Source organism: Pedobacter miscanthi (genome assembly GCF_032678605.1).
GTDB lineage: Bacteria > Bacteroidota > Bacteroidia > Sphingobacteriales > Sphingobacteriaceae > Pedobacter > Pedobacter miscanthi_A.
In genome coordinates, this window is sequence record NZ_JAVTSU010000001.1 from 405,276 (window position 1) to 427,987 (window position 22,712).

Consider the following 22,712-nt stretch of genomic DNA (forward strand, 5'->3'; position numbering starts at 1 on the left):
TGATACTCAACAATATGAAAAAAATTATAATACCTATTATTTTCCTGCTTACCTGTTTAAGTTTTTTGAAAGTATTTTCTCAGACAGCTATACTGATAAGCGGTAAAGTGACCGATAAAGCAGAAAAGCAGGCTATTCCTGGCGTGTCGGTAAGCTCAGGGAATATCACCAGAACAACTGATGGAGATGGCGTATATACCATTAGTGTGGTTCCGGGCGCCACTATTAAGTTTTCCAATGTCGGTTATCTTACGCAGACGTTTAAAGTTCCGGCAGGACAGAATAAACTGAATGTTGTACTTGTAGAAGACAATAAGGCACTTAATGAAGTGGTAGTAAGGGGATACGTGAGCAGGGCAAAGGAAATATCATCCGGATCCTCAACGGTGATTACTGCGAAGGATCTTGCCGATCAACCGGTAACAAATGTAGAGCAGCTTTTGCAAGGTAAAGTTGCAGGTCTGAACATCCAGAATAATACTGGTGCACCCGGATTTAGGGGCTCCGTACAGATTAGGGGACTCTCTACAATGACCATTGGCGGATCAGGTGGTGATTCATTTTTAGAATCCGCATCACCGCTGTATATTATTGACGGGGTACCTTTAGATGCTGATCAGGCATCTGAAATGGGCTTTGAAACACCTGGTCCAGGGGTGAGTCCAATTTCGCTTATTCCACCGGAGGATATCCAGAGCATAGAAATTTTAAAAGATGCCCAGGCAACATCACTATATGGTTCAAGAGGTGCTTATGGGGTAATCATCATCACCACAAAACGTGGCAATTCCCCGGTTCCACGGGTGCGTTATTCGGTGCAGGCATTTGTTTCCAGTCCACCTAAATTAAGGTCAACCCTTGGCGGAGTATATGAACGTAACTTCAAAATTCAACAGGTACTTAACAATGCCCTGAATCCCGATGATATCAGAAGGCTTGGAACTACTGCATTTTTATCTGATAGTTTGAACAAATATTATGATAACTCTACAGACTGGCAGTCAATTTTTTATCAAACTACATATAACCAAACCCATAACCTTTCGGTTGATGGGGGTGACCCTAATCTATTTAACTATAAAGCCAACTTTTCGTATTATTCTCAGAAGGGTATTATTAAAAACACTGGTTTTAATAGATATAGCACCAGTATGAATATGGAGTACAAACCATCTTCCAAATTCAGGTTTTTTGGAAGTTTGTTCGGAGCACTGGGTAAGACTCAAAAAGGCGACGGACTGGGTATACTTCAAACCGGTGTAGCTTCGAACGGACAGGCCTCATCGCTGCTTCCCGAACCCTCGTTTTTCCAGTCGTCGGCAGGTGTACTTTCTGCACTGCAGACTGATAACGATGCCACTTCTCGAAATTTGCGTGTAAATATTGATAGCCGCTACCAACTTCTGGAGGGACTGAACCTGGGATCGTCCCTCAGTTATGACTATTACTCCGACGGTGAGGATACTTTTACGCCTGCTATAGCAAACAACTCTTTTACAAGGGTTAAAGGATACGCGGGCCGCAGATCAACGCTATATAACCGTAACAGTTTACAGTATGCCAAAACCATTGGGACTGACCACGATTTTTTTATCAATTTTTTTAACGAATTCTCTAAGCAGACAGGACAGAGTGGGATAATTCAGCAAGAGCGTACGCCTAACGATCAGATTCAGGGACCTTTTGGTTATGGTGCCTTTAATTCATCGGGTGGTGGTGTCCTTCCAGGTTATAAAGATGTGCGCTTAGCTTCTTATTCTGGAGCATTCTCTTACAATTATAAGCGTAAATATATTTTAGACCTTACTTACCGCCTGGATGGAAGTTCATCCAGTGGGATTAACAACAGATATGCGAAAAATCCTTCAATAGGTTTGCGGTGGAATTTCCAGAAAGAAGCTTTTCTTGAAAAATACAGCTGGCTAAACGCCGGAAGTTTAAGGTTGAGTTGGGGAAAAACCATCAGTCCGAAAGGCAACCTGGAAAGTATTTTCGGAAGGTACGATATCAACGGAAATTACAATGACAATCAGACTATTGCGATCAACTATGACCGGATACCTAATCCTTTGTTAAAACCAACAACTACCTTACAATACAACCTAGGATTTGATCTTTCTGTATTGAATAATAGGATAGATTTTACTTTCGATACCTATTTTAAAAAGGTGGATAACATGGTAACGGACAGATTTCTGTCGGATATATCAGGCTTTACCAAGGTATCGAGTAATGATGCTGCAATTATTAATTACGGGTATGAATTTGCGGTCAATTTAAGGCCTTCTAATCCGAATAGCAATTTCAATATCAGTTTCAACCTGAATGCCGCTATTAACCGCGATGTTCTTGCGAGGCTTCCAGAAGAATATCACGGCCAGCTCATCAACAGAGACAGTGATCCCAATTCCTTACAACACGTTGTACTTAGGGTGGGAAGAAATACCTTGTCTAATTATCTAAGGATCAATCAAGGAACGTATTCAAAAGATTCAGATGTGCCGTTCGATCCTGTTACTTCTCTGCGTTACCAAACCAATGGCCGCTTTTTCCAGGCAGGGGATCCAAACCTTCTTGATGTTAACGGCGATTATATTCTGGATGACAATGATTACCTGATCTCGGGAAATTCACAGCCTTTATTTGTCGGTGGATTTTCTTTTAATGCAGTTGCTTACAAAAGATTTCAACTTAATGTATATGCTTCTTATACGGTTGGGCGTACGATACTGAACAACGCACTCTCAGATCGTCTTGCTATTATGCAGAACCCCTTTGGCCTTAGCTCAGTTGTGCCCTTAAGTGATGTGGATATCTGGATCAAACCGGGTGATGTTGCAAAATACCCTAATCCATACGATTATGCACGTTATGGCAGCATACAGCCTTTAAGAAAAGATCAGACCTTATGGGCCGAATCAGGTTCGTATCTAAAAATTAATAATGTAACCCTGGCATATAATTTCAACAAGGAAAAAATAAGACGCTTTGGTCTTTATAACCTAAGGGTTCACTTTTCTACAAACAATGTAATCACCTTTTCTAAATATACCGGCCCAAATCCGGAGAATGTGAATTCTTTGGGAAGGGATAATTCTAACGGTTATCCCGTGCCGCGGACCTATACAATAGGCCTTAATATGGAATTAGCGAACGGACAATAAAATATTAAAAGATGAAAAAGATTTTTATTTATATAGCAACAGTCTCTGTTCTGACCTTCAGCAGCTGTAAAGATTTTTTAGATGTTGAGCCAATCGACAAGCTTACCGGAAATAATTTTTTCAAGTCGGCTGCGGATGTAGAGGCCAATATCAACAACCTCTCGTTAATGCTGTTTAACAAGGTTGATGAAACTCATTTTTTAGGATCGGTGGGTGAATACCGCTCAGGTCAGGTTAAATCAGAACCTTTTGCAGCAGTTAACGCTCCTGCAAAGGTATTTATCGACCTTCTTGCCCAGAATAAGTTGCTTGATGCCTTGCAAACGGGTACCGCATGGGACAATTATAATCTTTCCAGGATCACCAATTGGAAAAATTACTTTCAGGTAATTCAGGGCGCAGGAATATTGATATCAAGGCTGAACGAGGGGGTACCAGGAGTATCAGAAACACAGAAAAAACAGTTTTTGGGAGAGGCCGCTTTTGCGCGCTGTTACGCTTATTTCGTTATGGTTAGGCTTTTTGGCGATGTTCCCTATTATAATGATCCTTTTCACATCGAACCTTTGGCACGTGAAAACATGGTGTCTGTTTTGAATAGGTGCATTGCCGATATGAGCATGTACAAAGATGGTCTTCCGTGGACGTATGATGATCCGACAAAAATTGGTGTAAGGGCAGGTAGGGGAAGTGCTGTTGCATTACTGATGCATATGAATATGTGGAATGCAGGGTTTGATACCGATAACGGGAAATATTATCAGGCTGTAGCCAAACTTGGAGGCGAGCTGGTGGCCAGTAATGCATTTACACTGCTGCCTATCAATCAATGGGAAACAGTTATCAAAGGAAGGAGCCGCGAAAGCCTATTCGAATTTTACAGATCGATTAATTATAGTGAGGCCAGTAATCCACAGGCTTCGGTTGCCGATATGTTTCTTCACTATCCTTTTAAAAAGCCCTATTACCAGTGGGTACTGAGTTCTGCCTATTACAGAGCGCCTTACATGCGTAAAATCTTTCCCGAAACAGTTAGCGATGATAGGAAAACCGAATGGTTCCAGAACATATATGCCAATGAGGGAAACTTCATGCTGATCAAATATGCTCAGAACGTGTATAGCCAGGTGGGTTCTGATGCGACTACGCCGGATAATGCCGTACTGATATTCAGGTATGCTGACGCAATACTGTTGCGTGCGGAAGCGCTTGCCGAACTTGGCGAAAACGCTGAGGCCCTAAAAATGCTGGCCATGGTTAGGGGGCGCGCAAATGCAGAACCTTATAACGGCGTTGGGCAGGATTTAAAAGAATTCATTTTTGCAGAACGTGCGAGAGAGTTGTTTGGTGAAGGTCAATTGTATTTTGATCTGGTAAGGACCAAAAGAATCTTAAGCCCTGACTGGACGACCTATCCATTAAACCTAGATCAGTTTAACCGTGGTGGTTGGACATGGCCTATCGCCTCGTCTGCCCTTAACAACAATCCTTATATGGTATTAAACAGCTATTGGCTAAACGGAGGCGTTTAACCGGTCGCAAAATCAAAATAAAAAATATGAAAAACCTGATTTTTATCCTTGCGCTGTTGCTGTTTTTTGCCTCGTGCAAACAAGATGAGTATTATGTTGATGGAGGAACGTCTAAAGCCGAGTTTAATGGTGATATGTTGCAATATCTGGAATCAAAACCTGTGCTGTTCGACAGTGTAGCGCAGATTATAAAACTTGCTGGGCTCGAGCAGACTTTCAAAAACGAATCTTTTACATTTTTTGCCCCTAGTGATGAGTTTATTAAAGTTGCTATCGGTACCTACATCAATCAAAAAGGAGATACCGTTTATAACGGAGGCGTTAATTCTCAGCTGAGGGCCATAAATAGAGAACCGATTAAAAAGCTTTCTGATGTAGATCCATTGATATGGAAGAAATTTATCCAACGCTATATGTTCAAGGGAACCAAAAGGATGATCGATTACCCACAGATTGACTTTGACCAAAGACTGATTTTTCCCGGGCAGAAATATGTCGCCCGTGATGGATCTGTATTTAATATTGGTGTTACTTATGCCGATGCAAATGGTATTAAATATATCGGATACAGGCAGTTGAATATTTCTTTCATACCAGATCTCACCGATCCGGAGGATAACTGGGTAACCTGTGCAGTTTCTTCAGCAGATATTAAACCCAATAATGGGATTGTCCATGCGCTGCAGGCCGTACGCCGCGAATTTGGTTATAACGGCGATTTTATCCGCGATGTAATAGATTCAAGAAACTAGTTTACCGCTTTAAAAAACCAAGATATGAACATACAAAAATACTTTATCATACTAATCGGCTGCCTCGCATTATTGTCTCAGAGCTGCAAAAAAACCGAAGGTTTTGAAGATCCCTATACCGGGGGGACTTCACCCATAGGTGTTAATATTCCCCTTGAGGCGGTACCTGTACCGGCAAATGGATCGCCAGGTAGCGAAGTTACAGTCCCGGTAACAGGCTTAAAACCATTTGAAGGCAGCGTGAAGTTTCTTTTTAATGGAATTGAGGCCGAAATCATTAAAGTAACCGAAACGGATATAAAGGTTCGTGTACCTGCATTTGCAAGTTCGGGATTAACCGCCTTGCTTATTGATGACCAGATGGTGTTCGGTCCAAATTTTAAAGTCGATGGTTCGATCGCCATTGATCCCGGTTTTTTGGCAACGAAGGGGGCAAATGGCGCAGTAAACCAAGTGTACCGTTTGGCAGATGGCAGACAACTGATTGTTGGTTCATTTACCAATTACGACGATAAAGGATCAATCAGTCCCTTAAACAGGATTGTTATGACGGCTCAGGATGGATTGCTTGATCGTACGTTCAGGTCGGGAAGGGCAGCAAACGGTGGCTTGAGCAGGGTGGTGGAAATTGGAGGCAAATTTATTATTTCAGGAGGTTTTAGCGGCTATGCCCAACGGAATAATAATATCAGCAATATCACCAGCCTAAACGTAAATGGAACCATAGATACCATGGGCATCCATACTTTTAGAAGACCTGACCAAACCGATACCATCAAATATTTCCCCAGGTTTAATGGTGGAACCGATAGTTATATCAGTAAAATCTATACGGTGGATGGGAAAATTATTGCCACTGGAAATTTTAGGTACCATGTTAAGCGGCAGTATGATAAGCCCAACCGCTTAATGGAACTGGATACTGTTATTCTCGATAGTACTGAAGCCAGGCAGATTCTAAGAATGAATGCAGATGGATCTTTGGATAAAACTTATCGGTTTGACCTAGCAGCGAATACTGGTCTGCCGGGGGCAAATGGCAATATCAATTCCTTCATGCATGCTGAGGGGGCCAACGCAAACAAGCTGGTTATTTATGGTACCTTTTCAAAATTTGATGGTGGCACGTCACCTAATATTATCCGCCTTAATTCAGATGGTACAATAGACCCAAGTTTTAACCCTGGAACTGGGACAGGAATTGGTGCAAGGAATGGGATAACTTCACTTACCTATAACGAGTTACTCCAGAAATACATCATTACCGGAAGTTTTACTTCCTACAACGGACATCCTTCAGCAGGTATTGCTTTGATAAATTTAGACGGGTCACCTGATAAGAGCTTCACAGCTAAAGCGATTGGCGGCGGCTATGCAAGTTTTGCCAAGCAGCTTGGCCCGGATGGACTGATTGTGGTAAGCGGTGGATTTAACAATTATAATGGCATTTCCCGCTCAAGGTTTATGATACTTCAGCCAAATGGGGAGCTCGCTGCAGGCTACAACGCCACAGGGATATTTTCAGGCAGTCTTTCCGATGCAATAGAAGGTAAAAATGATACTGGAATAAGGACGCTGCTTTTAATGGGACAGTTTAACCGCTTCGATGGGAAAGAAGTGAATAATATTATAAGAATAACCATACCAATTTTAAAATAACCGTATGAAACGAATTATTGGATTATATGTTAGTTTCCTTGCTTTACTGGTGCTAACTTTTTCATCATGTAACAAAAACTTCGAGAAAATCCTCGAAGACCAGAATTATAAAGATTCAGTTACGCTAGCTTTTGGTAAGCCAAAAGTACTCTACATTGTTGTTGATGGTGCCCGAGGAAGATCGATAAGGGAAGGCAACACCCCGAACATAAAATCACTGCTTCCACATTCAGTGTATTCCTGGGAGTCGCTTGCTGATGTAGACCTATATGCAAAGCCCAATAACTGGGCAGATATGCTAACAGGGGTAAAAAAGGAAAAACACCATGTGCTTTCAGAAACATTTGCAAACAACGACCTTGCCAGGTACCCGGTAATATTCAAAAGGGTAAAAGACAATAAAGCGAGTGCAAAAATCGTCTCTTTTTCTACCTCAGCATTACTCAATAACAATTTAACAAGCGGAGTGGATACCAAGGTACTACTTTCTGATGATGATCAGGTAAAAATAGAAGTGGTTAATAACCTCAAAACTGACACCGCCTCATTTATTTTTGCACACTTCTCTGCTGTGGATAAAGCTGGAAGCCAGCCGGGCTCTACCTATGATCTTTCTTCTACGGCGTATAAAGCAGCAATCGAAAAATTTGATTCCAGTGTCGGCGAAATGATCGCCGCATTAAGAAGTAGGAGAGATTTCGCCCTGGAAAATTGGCTGGTTGTTATTTCATCAACCAATGGCGGTGCTTTTACCCTTCCGGATAATGAAAATGATAAAACGATTTTTAGCAATACTTCCGCAAATACTTTTGTGCTGTATTACAGCCCAAAATACAATTCGAAGATTATCAGTAAGCCATTTACTGGGAATAGATACTTAGGGAAAACTGTTAGGTTTAAAGGCGGAGCAACAGGAGTTAATGCCTCCGTTCCAAATGGTGCTTTTACCTATTATGATTTTCCTGATTCAGTAGATTTTACCATTGAGTTAAAGGTGAAAAAGAATGATCCGTTGAATAACGGTTCGTATACCTTTGATAAATTTCCGGCCATTCTGGCCAAAACAACAAAATGGCCGACTGATGCCGGCTGGGCAATATTTTTTGAAGGTACTTATTGGCAGTTCTCTGTATTTGGCAATGTGCCAAGAAAGCAGCAAAGGGGAGGCAACCTTGGCAAAGGTGTATGGAATACCCTTACTGTTAAGGTAGAAAGAAGATCAGGGAAGAAATACTTGCGCACTTATACAGATGGTGTTTATTATGGCGAAACGGATATTACTGATGTGGGCGATATTAAATCTATCGATCCCTTAAGGTTAGGCTTTATCCCAAGCAGTGGACAAGGCGAACCAGATGTGCAGGTATCCGATATCCGGATATTCCGCAGTTCCGTTCCCGATAATATCATCAGCCGGTATGTTTGCGAAACCTATATCGATCAAAACCACCCTAATTATTCCTCACTTGTAGGTTATTGGCCAGTAACAGATGGTAACGGAGGACGAATAGCCGATGTTTCTCCATGGGAAAACCATTTCCTTTTGACTGGGCCTTACCAATGGATCGATTTTAATGATTTAGTGTGTTCACCTGCAATAACAGATTTGGCCAAACAGGTACCCCAGAATTCTGATATTCCTGCTCAGATTTTTAGTTGGTTACGTATCCCCGTTCTCGGTTCGTGGGGTTTAGATGGTAGGGTTTGGATTGATAGATAAGAAATAATCATGATGAAAATATTAAAGAAAATTTTATTGGCAGGGCTTATAACTATTGGAGCAAGCTCATGTAAAGATCAACTGGAAAATTTCAGTCTTGCAGCCAATCAGGGAAAAACAGTTTCTGTAAAAGAAATAGATTATTCCAAAATAGAAAAGGAGTCTGAGTTTGTTCGGATCCCACTGACGATAACGCTATCGGGCGCCGCTACCAAAACTTTTCAGGTACAATTGGAAAGTACTGGAGATACCATTAACAAACTGATTACTAACAACACCCTTAGTAATACCGTAGCGCTGGCCTCAACTACAATAGAGTATCCGAGCACCATTGAGGTGGTATATGGTGCAGGAACGGCAAATGTGAAACTTGGCATAAAAATCTCTGCTATTGAAAGGAATTTCGGTAAAAAGGTGGCTGTAGCATTTAAACTAACCTCGGCGGGAAAAGGTAACGACATAAATCCCTCAAAATCCACTGTTGTAGTTGTTTTGAATACCGCGGATATATTAAATTTTGCCGACATCCATTATCTTTCGATTGCCAAATATGGCGGCAAAACATCGAGGATTGAGCAAGCAGGGGATTACACGGTTACCAGTGATGGCATAAAAGTTTCTATGGCTGTAGATTTAGCCGGAGTACCAGCAAGTTTTTTCACTGTAGGCCTTTTAAATAATGTTGATACGGTGCAAAAGTTGATTACGTCAAAAGCATCGGAATTCGAAAATGCGAAAGCATTAAAAACAACCGAGGTTAGATTGGAGCCGGCCGCATTGTCTTTTAAAACCAATCAGGCTTCTGCTGTATTTTCAGTCACCGTTCCCTGGACAGTTTTCGATGCAAACACCGGCAACAATACGCTGGCACTCGCCCTTAAATTGGTCGGACCGAGTATGCATGCCCTACATCCTACCAATTATAATGCGATATTGCTCTTTAGTCCTACCATTAATCTGGATAACAATGCTTTTGTGAAAGGTATTGGAACTGGTCTTAAGGGAGAATATTTTAGGGGCAACAAAGATTTACCAATGGATCCGGCCAGTGTGGCTACACGTACCAGGATTGATCAGACGATTAATTTTGCTTTTGGTGCAAATCCGTTCTCTGCCAATGTACCACTTGTTCCCTGGGATAATGATAACTGGTCTGCCCGTTGGAAAGGTAAGTTTTTGGCACCTCATGGTGGAGATTATATTTTTTATCAGGACCGTTGGAATGATGGCGCAATGCTGATCATCAATGGGGTAATGCAGTATCCCGTTACGGAATTTAATGATACACCAAACCGGACCCAAAGGATAACAAAAATAAGGCTGGAAAGAGGTAAAATGTACGATTTTGAGATCTGGTACCGCCAAAATACCGGAACAGCGGAAGCTTATTTTGAATATGAAGTTACAGGACTTCTACCTAAGCAGATTGTTCCCCGCACACAATTTTACCCGGCACCTTAACTAGCAAACTTTTATAATTATTTACATCACATAACCAAATGATATGAAAACCAGATTAAATTATTTATGGACCGTGGCAGTACTATTGGTAATGCTTGGCTGCGATAAGAAGGATGCACCTGTAGAGACAGAAGCTGTACCAGTACCTAAGCCGATCGTAGAATTTACCTTTAGCAAGGTGATCAATACCACAAACCCTAAAAAAACTGATACTTTAAGAACATTTCGTTTCCAGAGCCAGGCAAAAAATTACAACCATTTTTTATGGGAATTTGGCGATGGCGTAATTTCTCAGGACACCGACGTTGTACATCAGTTTCAGGATAACCTGATTTATAAGATCAGGTTATCGGCAAGAAACTCGGAAGGTTTCTGGGCGAGAAAAGAGGTACTTATCGATACCCGTGACCCTAATTTTGATCCTTCGAAAGTGGGTGAAAACTATTTCGTTACCATTAACGGGATTCTGACCACGTCTCATCAAAATCCTAAAGGAATTGGAGATGTAGAAGGTTCTCCTAAATTAACAGATGGAAGTAAGGATACCAAATTTTGCTTTACCTGGCCTGGAAATTCGGATAACAATGTATGGGCGAAATTTGAGTTGAATACACCTGTAGCCGCGAATACGTATACCATTATTTCAGCGAATGATCTTCCAGGGCGTGATTTAAGGAAATGGCGCGTTGAGGGGTCAAATGTTGGTTCCAATAATGCTGCCGATTGGGTAGTGCTTGACCAGAGAGAGGACATTCAGTGGCCTGTGGGATCAGTTGGCCGTAAAAACCAAAAGATATTCCGTTTTGTGAACGAAACCCCTTATAAGTTTTATCGTTTGGTAATGAACAGGCAATGGGATGATGTGATGTGCCAGATTGCAGAATGGGCATTAAATGCACCGCAACCTAAAAAGTAATTTGTTAAAACCTGCCTCTTACCCAGGAGGTGAATAAAGTTAAAATTAGAGCTGGCGTGTCGCACAAAATCAAATCGTCCATACATCTGGCAAACATCCATTAAATATGAAAGGCCTCCTAAAAATAAAGGGGGCTTTTTCTATTCCAATTATTTCAGAAAAATAAGAGCTGGATAATCGACAGTAAGCTTAAATCTAGTGGTATTTTGTATCTTCTTCTTTCTTAACCGAGCGGTCGTATTCGCGCATTAAAAGGCTCAATTTTCCCATAGCGCGGAATAACTGAGTATGTACGGTACGTACAGATAGAGAAAGAATATCGGCAACTTCCTTACATTTCATGCCGTCTTCTTTAACTAGACGAAAGATAATTTTGCATTGAAGGGGCAATGTTTCGATAACGCTGTCAAGTTTAAACAACAATTCTTTCTTTTCCATTTTAAGATCCGGACTAGCAGTATCAATGAGCTCGATAGTGTGCTCATCAATATGAACCAGGTGGATCGAAGACATTTTTTTACTATAATTAAGTGCCTGATTTTTGACACATACAAAAAGGTAGGTCTCAGGGTTCTCGATATGCTTAAGATTTTCCCTGTTCTGCCAGCACTTCACAAATGTATCAGACACAATCTCTTCCGCCACTTCCCTTAGATGGACATAGTAAATGCAAAACTTGATCAGCCGCGAATTCAGTTGAAAGAAAAGTGCTTCAAATGCCTTTGAATCATTTCCTTCCACAAATTGCTGCCAAAGCATTTCCTTTGTGATTGGGTTCTTCATATAGTATTGTGAAACCGCTTGGCTTCAGGCTAAATATTTGGTTATTTTGGGATGTTTCAAATGTATTAAATTTTCGGATATGATAGTGATTTATTTACCTGCAACTTAATGATGTAATATAGGAATTTCAACGCATTTAATTTTTTTTATTTTTTTTATAATTCTTGTAAGTACTTTTTCTTTTTTTATTGTCCTTCCTTTTAAGCAACCGAATATAACAAGCATGAGTCAGGAAAAATTTATAGAATTGATCACCAAAGAGCTGCTGGGCGAACTCACATCTGATGAGTATCGTGAGTTGATGCTTTTAGTGAAAAACGATCCTGCCTATGCAAAACAACGGGCCAACTTTAAAATGTACTGGGAAAGTGACCAGGAAAACAGATCTGATGATCAGGCACTGTTTCAAAAAATCACCGGCACAATCAGGGAAACAGAACCTGAGTTTAACACTAAAAGAAAATTATTATTTGCTAAAAGGTTGTTCCCTATTATCTGGAAAGCCGCTGCAGTATTGCTCGTTATTTCTTCGGTATATCTTTATAAAATGTACTCATCAGTTACTCCAGATAAGAAAGCACTCAGTGTGCAAACTGTGTCTGGAGAAAAAAGGGTACTGATCCTTTCTGATGGCACCAGGGTTACCATCAATGCAGCAAGTAAACTTTCGTACCCAGCAAGTTTTAAAGATTCTATAAGGGAAGTATATCTTACCGGAGAGGCTTTTTTTGATGTAAAAAAAGACCGCTTACATCCATTTGTAATCCATACAGGGAAGATGGATATCCGCGTGCTCGGAACCGCATTTAATGTAAAAGCATATGGCAACGATAAATTTAGCGAAACCACTTTAATTCATGGAAGCGTTCAGGTAACCCTTGCCGATCGTCCCAAAGACCGTATAATCCTTAAGCCGACAGAAAAACTGGTTGTAAAGTATCCTGATCCAGTGAAGAAAGAAACAAGCGATGTTGAAGATAGCCCAAATGCCTTGCCGGCAATTTCTTACATGCAGAAAAAGGATAATATTGTGATTGAAACCTCTTGGCTGCAAAGCAAACTGATATTCAAGGATGAAGATTTTGAATCATTGACGAATAGCCTGGAAAGGCAGTACGGCACCAAGATCCAGTTTCAGAATTTAAACCTAAAAGACCTTAGGTTCTCAGGAGTTTTTGAAAAGGAAAGCCTAACCGAAGTATTGAGTGCCTTACAGTTAACTGAAAATTTCAATTTTAAGGTGCTGAAAGACAAGATTATAATCTATTAATAACACCAGTAAATTCTAACCATATAAACCAAGTTCAACTAAATGACCAAAGACAAAAAAGAGAGCGAAAAAAATACGGGGATATAAAATCCCCGTAACTGACAAGATGTTTTAATTAACCAGGCTGCTTTGGACGGAAGCCTGATCATTTCACCTTTAATTCTGTAATATTATGAAATTTTTTTTACATCCTTTGGGTGTTCAAAATACCTTTTGCCTAAAAAAACTGTGTTTAATTATGAAATTAGCAATTATGCTAATATTTGTTCTCAATTTTCAAGTATTAGCGAATGTTTATTCGCAAGGTAAAGTCACCTTAAATCTCCCTTCTGCTGATTTCAAACGGATTATTTCTGAGATCGAAAAGAAAACCAGCTACCGTTTTGTTTTCAGCGAACGTAAAATCCCGTCAGGTATATATACCGACCTTAATGTGGTCGATCGAGAAGTACCAAGCCTGATTAAACAGTTGCTGGAAGGAACTTCTTTTTCCTATCAAGTGCTGCCCAATAACCTGATTGCCATAGTTCCTACCGGAACTGCAGATAAGGATCTTGGGGAAAGGGCAGATATTGTTATTTCCGGAGTGGTCACCAGCCAGAACGGGGAGCCTATCAGTGGAGTTTCCATTGGTTTAATCGGAGGTAATAAGGGTACTCAAACAGCTGTTAATGGTAGTTTTCAGATTAGTGTACCGGCAAATAGCAACCTCCGTTTTTCTTACGTAGGATATATCACAAAAGAAATTAAAGTTGGAAGCGCAGATACTAAATTGTCTGTTCAGTTATTAACCGATAAGAATGAACTCAACCAGGTTGTGGTTGTGGGTTACGGAACCAGAAAGAAATCTGACGTAACAGGTGCCATTACCACAATTAGTGAGCAGGCAATCAAAGATGTGCCGGCTTCCAATCTTGCTTCTGCATTACAAGGGCAGGGTGCAGGGATAGATATTCGTAAAAACGGTGGTGATAGTAAGCCAGGCGCCACACCAAGTATTTTGATACGCGGACAAAGATCCCTGAGCGCAACAAATTCACCTTTAATCGTAATAGACGGAATTCCTTTTAATGGTAATATCAATGATATCAACCAGGACGATGTAGCATCAATAAATGTGTTAAAAGATGCTTCATCCACTGCCATTTACGGTTCAAGGGGAGCTAACGGGGTGATTTTAATTACCACCAAAAGAGGAAAAACTGGTAAAGCCGTTGTAAGCTACAGTGCATATTTCGGAGAAACGGACGTGGCAAAAAAGTTTCAGTTGTTTAGTGGCGAGGAATTTATTAACTATAAAAAATGGGCGAACATAAATGGTTTCCCAGGAAAATATACTGGTCTTGATGATCCTTCATTTTATACAAATGGCGTATTCGCGCCTGAAGAGGTCGAAGGTGCTAAAACAGGTCGCAGCACAGATTGGCAGGATTATATTTACAAAACAGGTATTATGACCGATCATCAGCTTTCGGTTAATGGTGGAACAGAAGCCACGCAATATGCATTATCGGCTGGTTACTTTAATCAGACCGGTATTTATGAAGGTCAGGGATTTGAGCGTTATAGTGTAAAGTTGAGCGTTGATCAAAAGTTAGGCGAAAGATTTAAAATTGGATTGAGTTCTCTAAACAATTTTTCTTTAAGGAAGGGCGAAAATGCTAGTAATATGCAATATGCTTTACGTGCATCTCCTCTTGCTGCTCCTTACGATGCCGAAGGCAGATTGTTAAATAATTACATTCCTGGTAGTAATAATCAGGTATGGAACCCGTTGGCTGATATTCTTCCTGGCGCAGCTGTAGAAAACAGGCAGCGTTTTGGAACTTTTACAACCCTTTATTTTGATGCTGAAATTATTAAAGGTTTAAAATACCGGTTTAATGCAGGTGCCGAAATTAGAAGTGAGAATTATGGCAATTTTTATGCTTCAAAAACCAATTTTAACAGGGGTGGTGCAAATACTTCCTCAAACCGTTCTAGTTTCGATGTGAATTATACCCTGGAGAACATCTTAACTTATGATAAAACGTTTGGACAGCACAAATTTAATTTTACCGGTTTGTACAGCTTGCAGGATCAACGGGTGCAGAGCAACCAGTTTAATAATTCCAACATTTCTTTTGATGAGTTGGCTTATTATAATCCTACTTTTGGCGCCAACCTGGTTGGTTCAGGTGCAGAATCAAAATGGTCTATCATTTCTTACATGGGAAGATTGAACTATGGGTTTAGCGATCGATTCCTGGCAACATTGACCTTGCGTTCTGACGGTTCATCGCGTTTGGCTCCAGGTAATAAATACCACGCATTTCCTTCTGCAGCATTGGCATGGAATATTAGCAATGAATCATTTATGAAAGGCATAAATGCATTGAGCAGTTTGAAGTTGAGGGCCAGTTATGGAAATGTGGGTAACACAGCAATTGATCCCTACCGAACATTAGGTAATTTGTCATCCGTTACCTATAATTATGGTCAAGCCAACGTTACGGGAGCTTATTTAACAAATGCGGGTAACACCGCTTTAGCATGGGAATATACTTCTACAGCAAACATTGGACTAGATTTTGGACTATTAAATAACCGCATTTCAGGTTCAATAGAGATATATAAACAATTCACAAAGGATTTGCTATTAGCACAGGTGCTGCCCATCACTTCAGGTATTCCAAATCCAACAATTGGAAATATTGGAAAAAGCGAAAACAGAGGTCTTGAAGTACATATCGGTACGGTCAATATCCAGGGAGCAGAAAAAAATGATTTTAGCTGGACAAGTGATTACAACTTCTTTTTAAATAGGGGGAAAATTACAGAGCTTGGTTCTGGGGTAACAAGAAATATAGGTAGCAGATGGTTTGTCGGTCAGCCAGTAGATTCGTATTATGATTATAGGAGGTTGGGAATATGGCAGAATACACCTGAAGATATTGCAGCAGCAACAAAATTTGGTTTAAGCACAACCGGTGTAACTTCTGTGATCGGTACAATCCGTGTAGCTGATCTAAATGGTCCTAACGGAGTACCTGATGGGAAAATCGATGATACTTATGATCGTGAAATTATCGGATCGAGCCAGCCTGATTGGGAGGGTGGTATGACACAGAGAGTTGGTTACAAGGGTTTTGATTTTACTGTTGTGGTTTTTGCCAGAATTGGTGGCATCCTAAGCAGTGCTATTGAAGGTGGTAACGGTATCAGCACTTATGCAGGTACTTACAATAACTTAAGAGTGAATTACTGGACACCTAGCAATAATGAAAATAAATTTCCAAAACCTAATACAAATCCAACTGGGGTAAATAGTTTGCCTAATTACCTCTCTACATTGGGCTATTATGACGGAAGTTTTGTGAAAATTAGGACCATGAGTTTAGGATATAACCTTCCAACATCAATTATTCAAAAAATTGGTGCCCGTTCGGTTAGGGTATATGCTACAGCTTCAGATCCCTTTACCCTTTTCTCTCCATACGTGAAAGCAGGTGGATTAGATCCTGAATCGGCAGGTACTATCGGAATTGATACTCCTCCGTTGAGATCATTCCTTTTTGGCCTTAATGTTTCATTTTAATTTAGACGCTGTTATGAAAAAAATAAAAATATTTGTTGCAATACTGGCATTAATGGCAGTATTCACCAGTTGCCAAAAACAACTGATTGAAGATCCTAAAGCTATTTTGGTTCCTCAAAATTTAACATCGCCAGCTGGTTTACAGTTGGCATTAGATGCCTCTTATGCCGGATCCCGTAACCTTTGGGGCGGCCAGGATTATTTCTTTATGACCACCCTTGGTACAGATGAGTTTGCTAGAGGTGGGGATGCAAATGCAGCCGCAGCCAATTATACATTTACACCAACGGAAAGTAGGGTAAATACCATTTGGAGAAACTGTTACATCTTTATCAATTCTTGTAACGGAGTAATAGATAATGCACCGAATGTGGATCTGGTGCCAACAGTCAGGGCACAGATGATCGCGGAAGCAAAGTTTTTAAGAGCCAATTACTATTTCAACCTGGTACAATCTTTTGGAGATGTTACCCTGCTTAAAAACTTCGAAACGGTTGGCAGCACATCAGCTTCTCGCGCACCAATGGCAGATGTTTATGCTTTTATGATCCAGGATTTAAAGGATGCTATTCCTGTACTGCCTGCGAGCCCAAAAATCAGTGCGACCGTTTTGCCTGGAAAAGCCACAGCTGCTGCAGCGAAACACCTATTGGCAAAGATTTATTTAACCAGAGCAGGTTCATCTGCAAAGCAAGCTAGCGACTATCAGGATGCGTATACTATTGCGAATGAGCTGATCACTACAGCATCCACTATTGGATTAAGCTTACAGGCCGATTTTGCCAGAGTATTTGCCGAGGGAAATGAAGATAATAGTGAAGTGCTTTTTTCGGTACAACATACTTCTAATCTTGCTTATAATGGTCCTGGTGCACCTAGTGGTGCAACAGGGGATAATATGTTAAACCACTTGTTTATTGGTTATTACGAAAGAAAACCTGGAATGGTGCGCGATGTTTTTTACGGAAGGCCTTTCAATCGCGCCGTACCTACAAACTGGTTACTGAATACCGCTTTTAAGGAAAGGGTTAATGACTCAAGATATAACAAAAGTTTCCAAACGGTTTGGATTGCAAACAATCCCGCTGCTTCAGGCTATCCGCTATGGCCGAATCCACTTCCTGCGGGTGCGCCTGCAAATGCTATTGTTGGTCAGGCTAAATTTAAAGCAGGGGATACCGCCATTTATATGCCGGGTGTAGATGTTACTGATGCTAAAATTGCGGCCACACGGTATCTGGTGATTCCTCCGCGTAAATATGATAATACATTGGCTCCAACACTTACCAAATATTTCGATTCGAAGCGGACAACGCCCGATGTGGTATCTATTAGGCCCGTAATTGTTTATCGTTTGGCCGAAACCTATCTTATTGCTGCTGAGGCAGCATTTATGTCTGGACAAACACCTAGAGCAGTTACCCTAATCAATACGGTAAGGGAAAGAGCTGCCGCGAACCAGGCAAATAAGACTGCGATGGATATTCAGGCAAGTGATGTTTCTCTTGACTTTATTTTAGAAGAACGGTCGAGAGAGCTTTGTGGTGAGAATATGAGATGGTTTGATTTGGTAAGAACCGGTAAACTGATCGATAGAGTGAAATTATATAATACAGAGGCGGGTACCGCAATACAAGCCAAACACATTCTGAGGCCAATTCCGCAATCACAGATTGATGCGGTGAGCACAGGTGCCCCTTATCCCCAAAATCCGGGTTGGCAATAAAATTTGATAATAGATGGTAAAGTGAAATGCTTTACCATCTTCTCATAAATCCAATCGTGTTGCTTGGATGGAATTTATTGTTGATAAAGTTTAATTCTATTAAAAATTAACGGTGATGGAGTTCCATCACTCATTATTCATCTGATCCGTTGCAGATAGGGCATTGCCATGCTGCAACTTTAAACCGGAATTTGTATGAAAAACCACATTCTCCTTGTTGAGGACAACCGGCAGCTCCGGCAATCGTTAAGGCCGAGGCTTGAAAAATATTACCACGTAAATGAAGTTAGTGAGGGCCGTTCTGCAATTTTGATGGCCAGCGAAACCATACCAGATCTGATCATCAGTGATATTGCAATCCGCGACATGGATGGCATTGAATTTTGCAAGATTATGAAAAGGCAGATGGAAACCACACATATTCCCTTTATCATTATGTCTGCATATGATGAGCCTTCGCTCAAAATGCAAGGCATGGAATCTGGAGCGGACCATTACTTTTCGCGTCCGTTGAGCATTGATCTATTGTTGGTTACCATACGGAATATCTTTGCGCGGGATATGAAACTTAAACATAAATATACCGGAGGTTACCTATTTGGCAAGCCGCAGCCCGTTCCGGTTAAAAATGAAAAAGCCTTCCATCAGAAGTTGCAAGACCTGATCGAAGAAAATATTGAAGATCCCGCCCTTGATGTAGATTTTATATGCAAAAATTTAGGGGTGAGCCGGAGTAAACTTTATCAAATAGTGAAACTGAGCTCCGATCATTCCGTTGGCGAATTAATCCGCCGGTTCAGGCTAAAAAAAGCTGTTCAGCTGATGGTAGATAAAGATTTATCCGTTAATGAAGTGGTCAATATGATCGGTTTCCAGAGCAGTTCCAATTTTTCAAGGGCATTTAAAAAAGAATATGGCAAGCCACCTTTGCAGTATATCCAGGCAATTAGAAAAACCAACTGACCTTGTTTTTGATGGCTTGCCTTTAGCTTTTAAAATTGTTTTTTATCTGCCTCAGTCAAAGTTATATCCACTATTGGATTACTGTTGCTTAGGCTAAAGTTTTTTACTGATTTTAAATTAAATACCGGGGATCCTTTGATCTGGTCTGCCCTGATCTGCTGAAAATCGGCCCCGGTTACATTATCCAGTATAAATGCTGGTCTGAAATCAGGTGTGACATAACTAACCTTAATGTTGTTCATTTTTAAGTTTTTTACATTCCTAATGAAAAAACCATATGCTGGTGTAATGCCGAAACGGTTTGGATCGGGATAACTATCAATTAAGGGTGGGATCTCGTTTAAAGCCTGTGCACTGGTGCCGCCCCCTTTAAAATAGAAGCTGATGTTGTTTAAGCTAAGGTCATCAATATCGTGCCCTGGTATGCCACTTATAATTGCACCCTGTTCGCCGGTTATATCGTAAGCAATCACATTGCTGATCATCACGCGTTGCAGAATGCTGAATGGTGATCCTTCCGGACCGCGCTGTCTGGCACCAAGCCGGATAAATAGAGGAGCATTGGTAATATCGCGCATGGTAATATTACTGATCACAATATCTTCCAGCACAGCGCCATCTACGGTTTCGATGGCCAGTCCACGGCAATGGTCAAATACACAATTGGTAATGGCAATGTTTTTGAAACCGCCGTTGGATTCGGTTCCTAGTTTTATCCTGCCTGTAGGGTTTTTACGGCCTTTTTTCTGAAAGGTGCCATCTAAAAATGTGCCCTCGTCATAACCTGAAACCTGGCAGTTCGTAATGGTGATATTTTCGGTAACGCGTGGGTAATTCAGCGCATAATCGCTCTTTAAAACAATGGCATCATCACCCGGTGAATTGATGCTGCAGTTCGAGATCCTTACATTTTTACTCGAGATCAGATCAATACCGTCACGGTTCGCATCCATTTTAATGTTGTCAATTGTGGCATTGTCAACCGCAGTAAGTAAAAAACCGAACCAGCCGCCTTTTTCTACTGTGAAGTCTTTCAGTATTACATTTCGGCAGCGTTTTAAAGCAAGTGTTTTGTTTCCATAACCACTATTCACGCCATTAATACCATCTTCTCTAATCAATCCCTTTCCCCATATACGCCCTGGTCCGGTAATGGATATGTTCTGAAGATCTATGCCAACAATTAAGCTGTTCTGAAAATGACTATGGCCAAAATCCTGGTAAATTTCATTTTCACCTTTTTCAGGGAGATCGTATTTAACGGCCGCTGTTGTGGCAGCAGCAACAATTGTTGCCCCTTGCTCAATGTAAAGATTAATATTGCTCTTTAAATGTATCGTTACAGAAAGGTAATCCCCTGCCGGAAAATAAACTGTTCCTCCACCACCAAGGCTAGCTGCTTCAATGGTTTGGTTAATGGCTTTGGTATCCAGGTTTTTCCCATCTCCCTTAGCACCGTATTTTTTTACATTGTAAAGTTGACCCTGTGCCATCACCTGGCAAACCATTACAAGAAGCAGGGCAGGAGTGAACAGGAGGCGTATGTGTTTGTATAACATGATATTGTAGTAGGATGTGTATTCGAATTAAAATTCTTTTGTGCTACTCGTTGATTAATCGGCCTGTTTTACGTTCTTACAGTTTTCGATCACAATTGGTTTTCTTGGTTCTTTTGCAGTGGCTCTAACGGTAACGTTTTTCAAAGTTAACCCATCTACATAACCACAGTATAAACCCGATGCATTTAAATTACCCCAACCATCTGGAGAAGGATATCCTGCTTTTACCCGCTGTAATACCTTTACTACATCTGTGCTACGGTTTTCTCTTTTACCAGTATAGATCTGTTCGAGGATGATATTCTCTAGGGTCAGATTTTTAATCAGATGGCTATTGTCTAATCCGGTAACAGATGAAGGCATCGGTCCGGCTCCGATTGCTTTGACATTGGAGATAACCACATTTTCAATGGTACCGATACCTGGTTTGGGCGCATCTTTAGTGTGCTTGCGGCTACGGTTGCCAAGCGTTACAAAAATAGGGGAAACACAATCTTCCGCTGTAATGTTATTAAACCACACATTTTCCATTTTGCCGCCATCTGTAATGATCAACGTTATTGCTGTGCGTGCTGTTTCAGCTCCATTTACATGGTGATCGGCAGTTACCGATCTTATTACTTTACAGTTGCGGTAAATTATATTCCTGAACCCGCCAGTAGTTTCTGTACCTAATTTGAGCGCATTGCAGTGACTTGAAACTGTACAGTTTTCTACCAATACGTTTTCACACAATGCAGGACCGTTGCTTTTAAGGCAGATCCCATCATCATCACTATCTACACGGTTGTTCCTCAGGTAAACATTTCTACAGCCATCTATATCAATGCCATCATTGTTTTGGTGTGCATGGTTAAAAACACTCATGTTTTCAATCATTAGATTTTCGCAGTTCAGGTAATGCTGCATCCATTGTGGAGAATTCCAAAACATCAGGCCAGCCACATAAATATTTTTCGAACTTACAATGCGTATTCCGAAAGGTCTGCGCGGATCATTGTTACCGGTGTTGAAGTAAACTTCATGGTCTCCCCTGAAATCGATCATTCCTTTTCCGGTAAATGAGATATTCTCAACTTTCTCAGCATAAAACAACGATTTGTCGACCTGTAAATCGGTGTTTGCTTTATATTCTGGATAAATTACCGGATAGTCCTTTGCATCTACACTTCCTATAATTTTGGCCAAATGCGCCAATTCGATATGGACGCCTGACCTTAGGATAATTGTTCCCGATAAATAGGTGCCTTTAGGGAAAAAGAACCTCGCAGGACCAATTTTTGCGCAAGAATCTATGGCTTTTTGAAAACGGGCTGTAATGAGCGTAGCACCTGTATTATCCAGTTTAAGGTCTGTTACAACATCATATATGGGTACTTTTCCAGTATCTAAGGCCAATTTGATCGGTAGGTTTTTGGCCATACTTTCCAAAGAATCAGTAAGTTTTTTTTGGAAATTTTCTGGGTTGTTTACCTTAGTAGACCTGTTTTTTTTTGCCTGAGAAAATCCCTGTAGCGAAATCAGGCACAGGCACAGGCTGCTCATCATGAATAGGTTTTTGAACATATTTAAAAATCAATTTTTCTTTCTATCAAAGAAACATAAACTAATTTTTACCGCGTTGACATTC

14 protein-coding genes are annotated in these 22,712 nt (G+C 40.7%); 11 read left to right on the top strand and 3 right to left on the bottom strand.

Annotated elements, in window-relative coordinates; genetic code table 11:
* Positions 1 to 14 precede the first annotated feature (14 nt).
* Genes R2R28_RS01470 through R2R28_RS01500 form a run of 7 tightly spaced genes read left to right on the top strand, consistent with a single transcriptional unit; the run spans position 15 to position 11,204 of the window.
* Positions 15 to 3,164 (top strand): SusC/RagA family TonB-linked outer membrane protein, encoded by a 3,150-nt coding sequence (locus R2R28_RS01470; RefSeq protein WP_316823930.1) that lies wholly within the window; start codon positions 15 to 17, stop codon positions 3,162 to 3,164.
* A gap of 11 nt (positions 3,165 to 3,175) precedes the next feature.
* Positions 3,176 to 4,696, top strand: a complete 1,521-nt coding sequence (locus tag R2R28_RS01475) for a RagB/SusD family nutrient uptake outer membrane protein (protein WP_316823931.1) — start codon at positions 3,176 to 3,178, stop codon at positions 4,694 to 4,696.
* A 26-nt stretch (positions 4,697 to 4,722) separates the two neighbouring features.
* Positions 4,723 to 5,448 (top strand): hypothetical protein, encoded by a 726-nt coding sequence (locus R2R28_RS01480; RefSeq protein ID WP_316823932.1) that lies wholly within the window; start codon positions 4,723 to 4,725, stop codon positions 5,446 to 5,448.
* A 24-nt stretch (positions 5,449 to 5,472) separates the two neighbouring features.
* Positions 5,473 to 7,107, top strand: coding sequence for a DUF5008 domain-containing protein (locus R2R28_RS01485; RefSeq protein ID WP_316823933.1), 1,635 nt, complete (start codon positions 5,473 to 5,475; stop codon positions 7,105 to 7,107).
* A 4-nt stretch (positions 7,108 to 7,111) separates the two neighbouring features.
* Positions 7,112 to 8,827: a DUF4983 domain-containing protein gene (locus R2R28_RS01490; RefSeq protein WP_316823934.1), complete on the top strand. Its 1,716-nt coding sequence runs from the start codon at positions 7,112 to 7,114 to the stop codon at positions 8,825 to 8,827.
* Positions 8,828 to 8,836: 9 nt separating this feature from the next.
* The gene (locus R2R28_RS01495) at positions 8,837 to 10,288 is read left to right on the top strand and encodes a PA14 domain-containing protein (RefSeq protein WP_316823935.1); all 1,452 of its coding nucleotides are present in this window, start codon (positions 8,837 to 8,839) and stop codon (positions 10,286 to 10,288) included.
* Positions 10,289 to 10,331: 43 nt separating this feature from the next.
* A complete protein-coding gene (locus R2R28_RS01500; RefSeq protein ID WP_316823936.1) occupies positions 10,332 to 11,204 on the top strand; it encodes a PKD domain-containing protein in 873 nt (290 codons plus the stop codon).
* A 195-nt stretch (positions 11,205 to 11,399) separates the two neighbouring features.
* Here the strand turns inward: R2R28_RS01500 and R2R28_RS01505 are convergent, their stop codons facing one another.
* Positions 11,400 to 11,987, bottom strand: coding sequence for an RNA polymerase sigma-70 factor (locus tag R2R28_RS01505; protein WP_316823937.1), 588 nt, complete (start codon positions 11,985 to 11,987; stop codon positions 11,400 to 11,402).
* A gap of 223 nt (positions 11,988 to 12,210) precedes the next feature.
* Between R2R28_RS01505 and R2R28_RS01510 the strand changes: the two genes are divergently transcribed.
* From R2R28_RS01510 to R2R28_RS01525, 4 genes are all read left to right on the top strand, one after another.
* The gene (locus R2R28_RS01510; protein WP_316823938.1) at positions 12,211 to 13,257 is read left to right on the top strand and encodes a FecR family protein; all 1,047 of its coding nucleotides are present in this window, start codon (positions 12,211 to 12,213) and stop codon (positions 13,255 to 13,257) included.
* A 238-nt stretch (positions 13,258 to 13,495) separates the two neighbouring features.
* Positions 13,496 to 16,834, top strand: coding sequence for a TonB-dependent receptor (locus R2R28_RS01515; RefSeq protein ID WP_316823939.1), 3,339 nt, complete (start codon positions 13,496 to 13,498; stop codon positions 16,832 to 16,834).
* A 13-nt stretch (positions 16,835 to 16,847) separates the two neighbouring features.
* The gene (locus R2R28_RS01520; RefSeq protein ID WP_316823940.1) at positions 16,848 to 18,560 is read left to right on the top strand and encodes a RagB/SusD family nutrient uptake outer membrane protein; all 1,713 of its coding nucleotides are present in this window, start codon (positions 16,848 to 16,850) and stop codon (positions 18,558 to 18,560) included.
* A 195-nt stretch (positions 18,561 to 18,755) separates the two neighbouring features.
* Complete coding sequence (locus R2R28_RS01525; protein ID WP_316823941.1) at positions 18,756 to 19,523, top strand: response regulator; 768 nt, start codon at positions 18,756 to 18,758, stop codon at positions 19,521 to 19,523.
* Positions 19,524 to 19,552: 29 nt separating this feature from the next.
* Here the strand turns inward: R2R28_RS01525 and R2R28_RS01530 are convergent, their stop codons facing one another.
* Both R2R28_RS01530 and R2R28_RS01535 read right to left on the bottom strand, forming a co-directional pair.
* Entirely contained in the window at positions 19,553 to 21,082 is a 1,530-nt protein-coding gene (locus R2R28_RS01530) for a glycoside hydrolase family 28 protein (RefSeq protein WP_316823942.1), read from the bottom strand.
* Between the two features lie 54 nt (positions 21,083 to 21,136).
* Positions 21,137 to 22,648, bottom strand: a complete 1,512-nt coding sequence (locus R2R28_RS01535; protein ID WP_316823943.1) for a glycoside hydrolase family 28 protein — start codon at positions 22,646 to 22,648, stop codon at positions 21,137 to 21,139.
* Positions 22,649 to 22,712 lie beyond the last annotated feature (64 nt).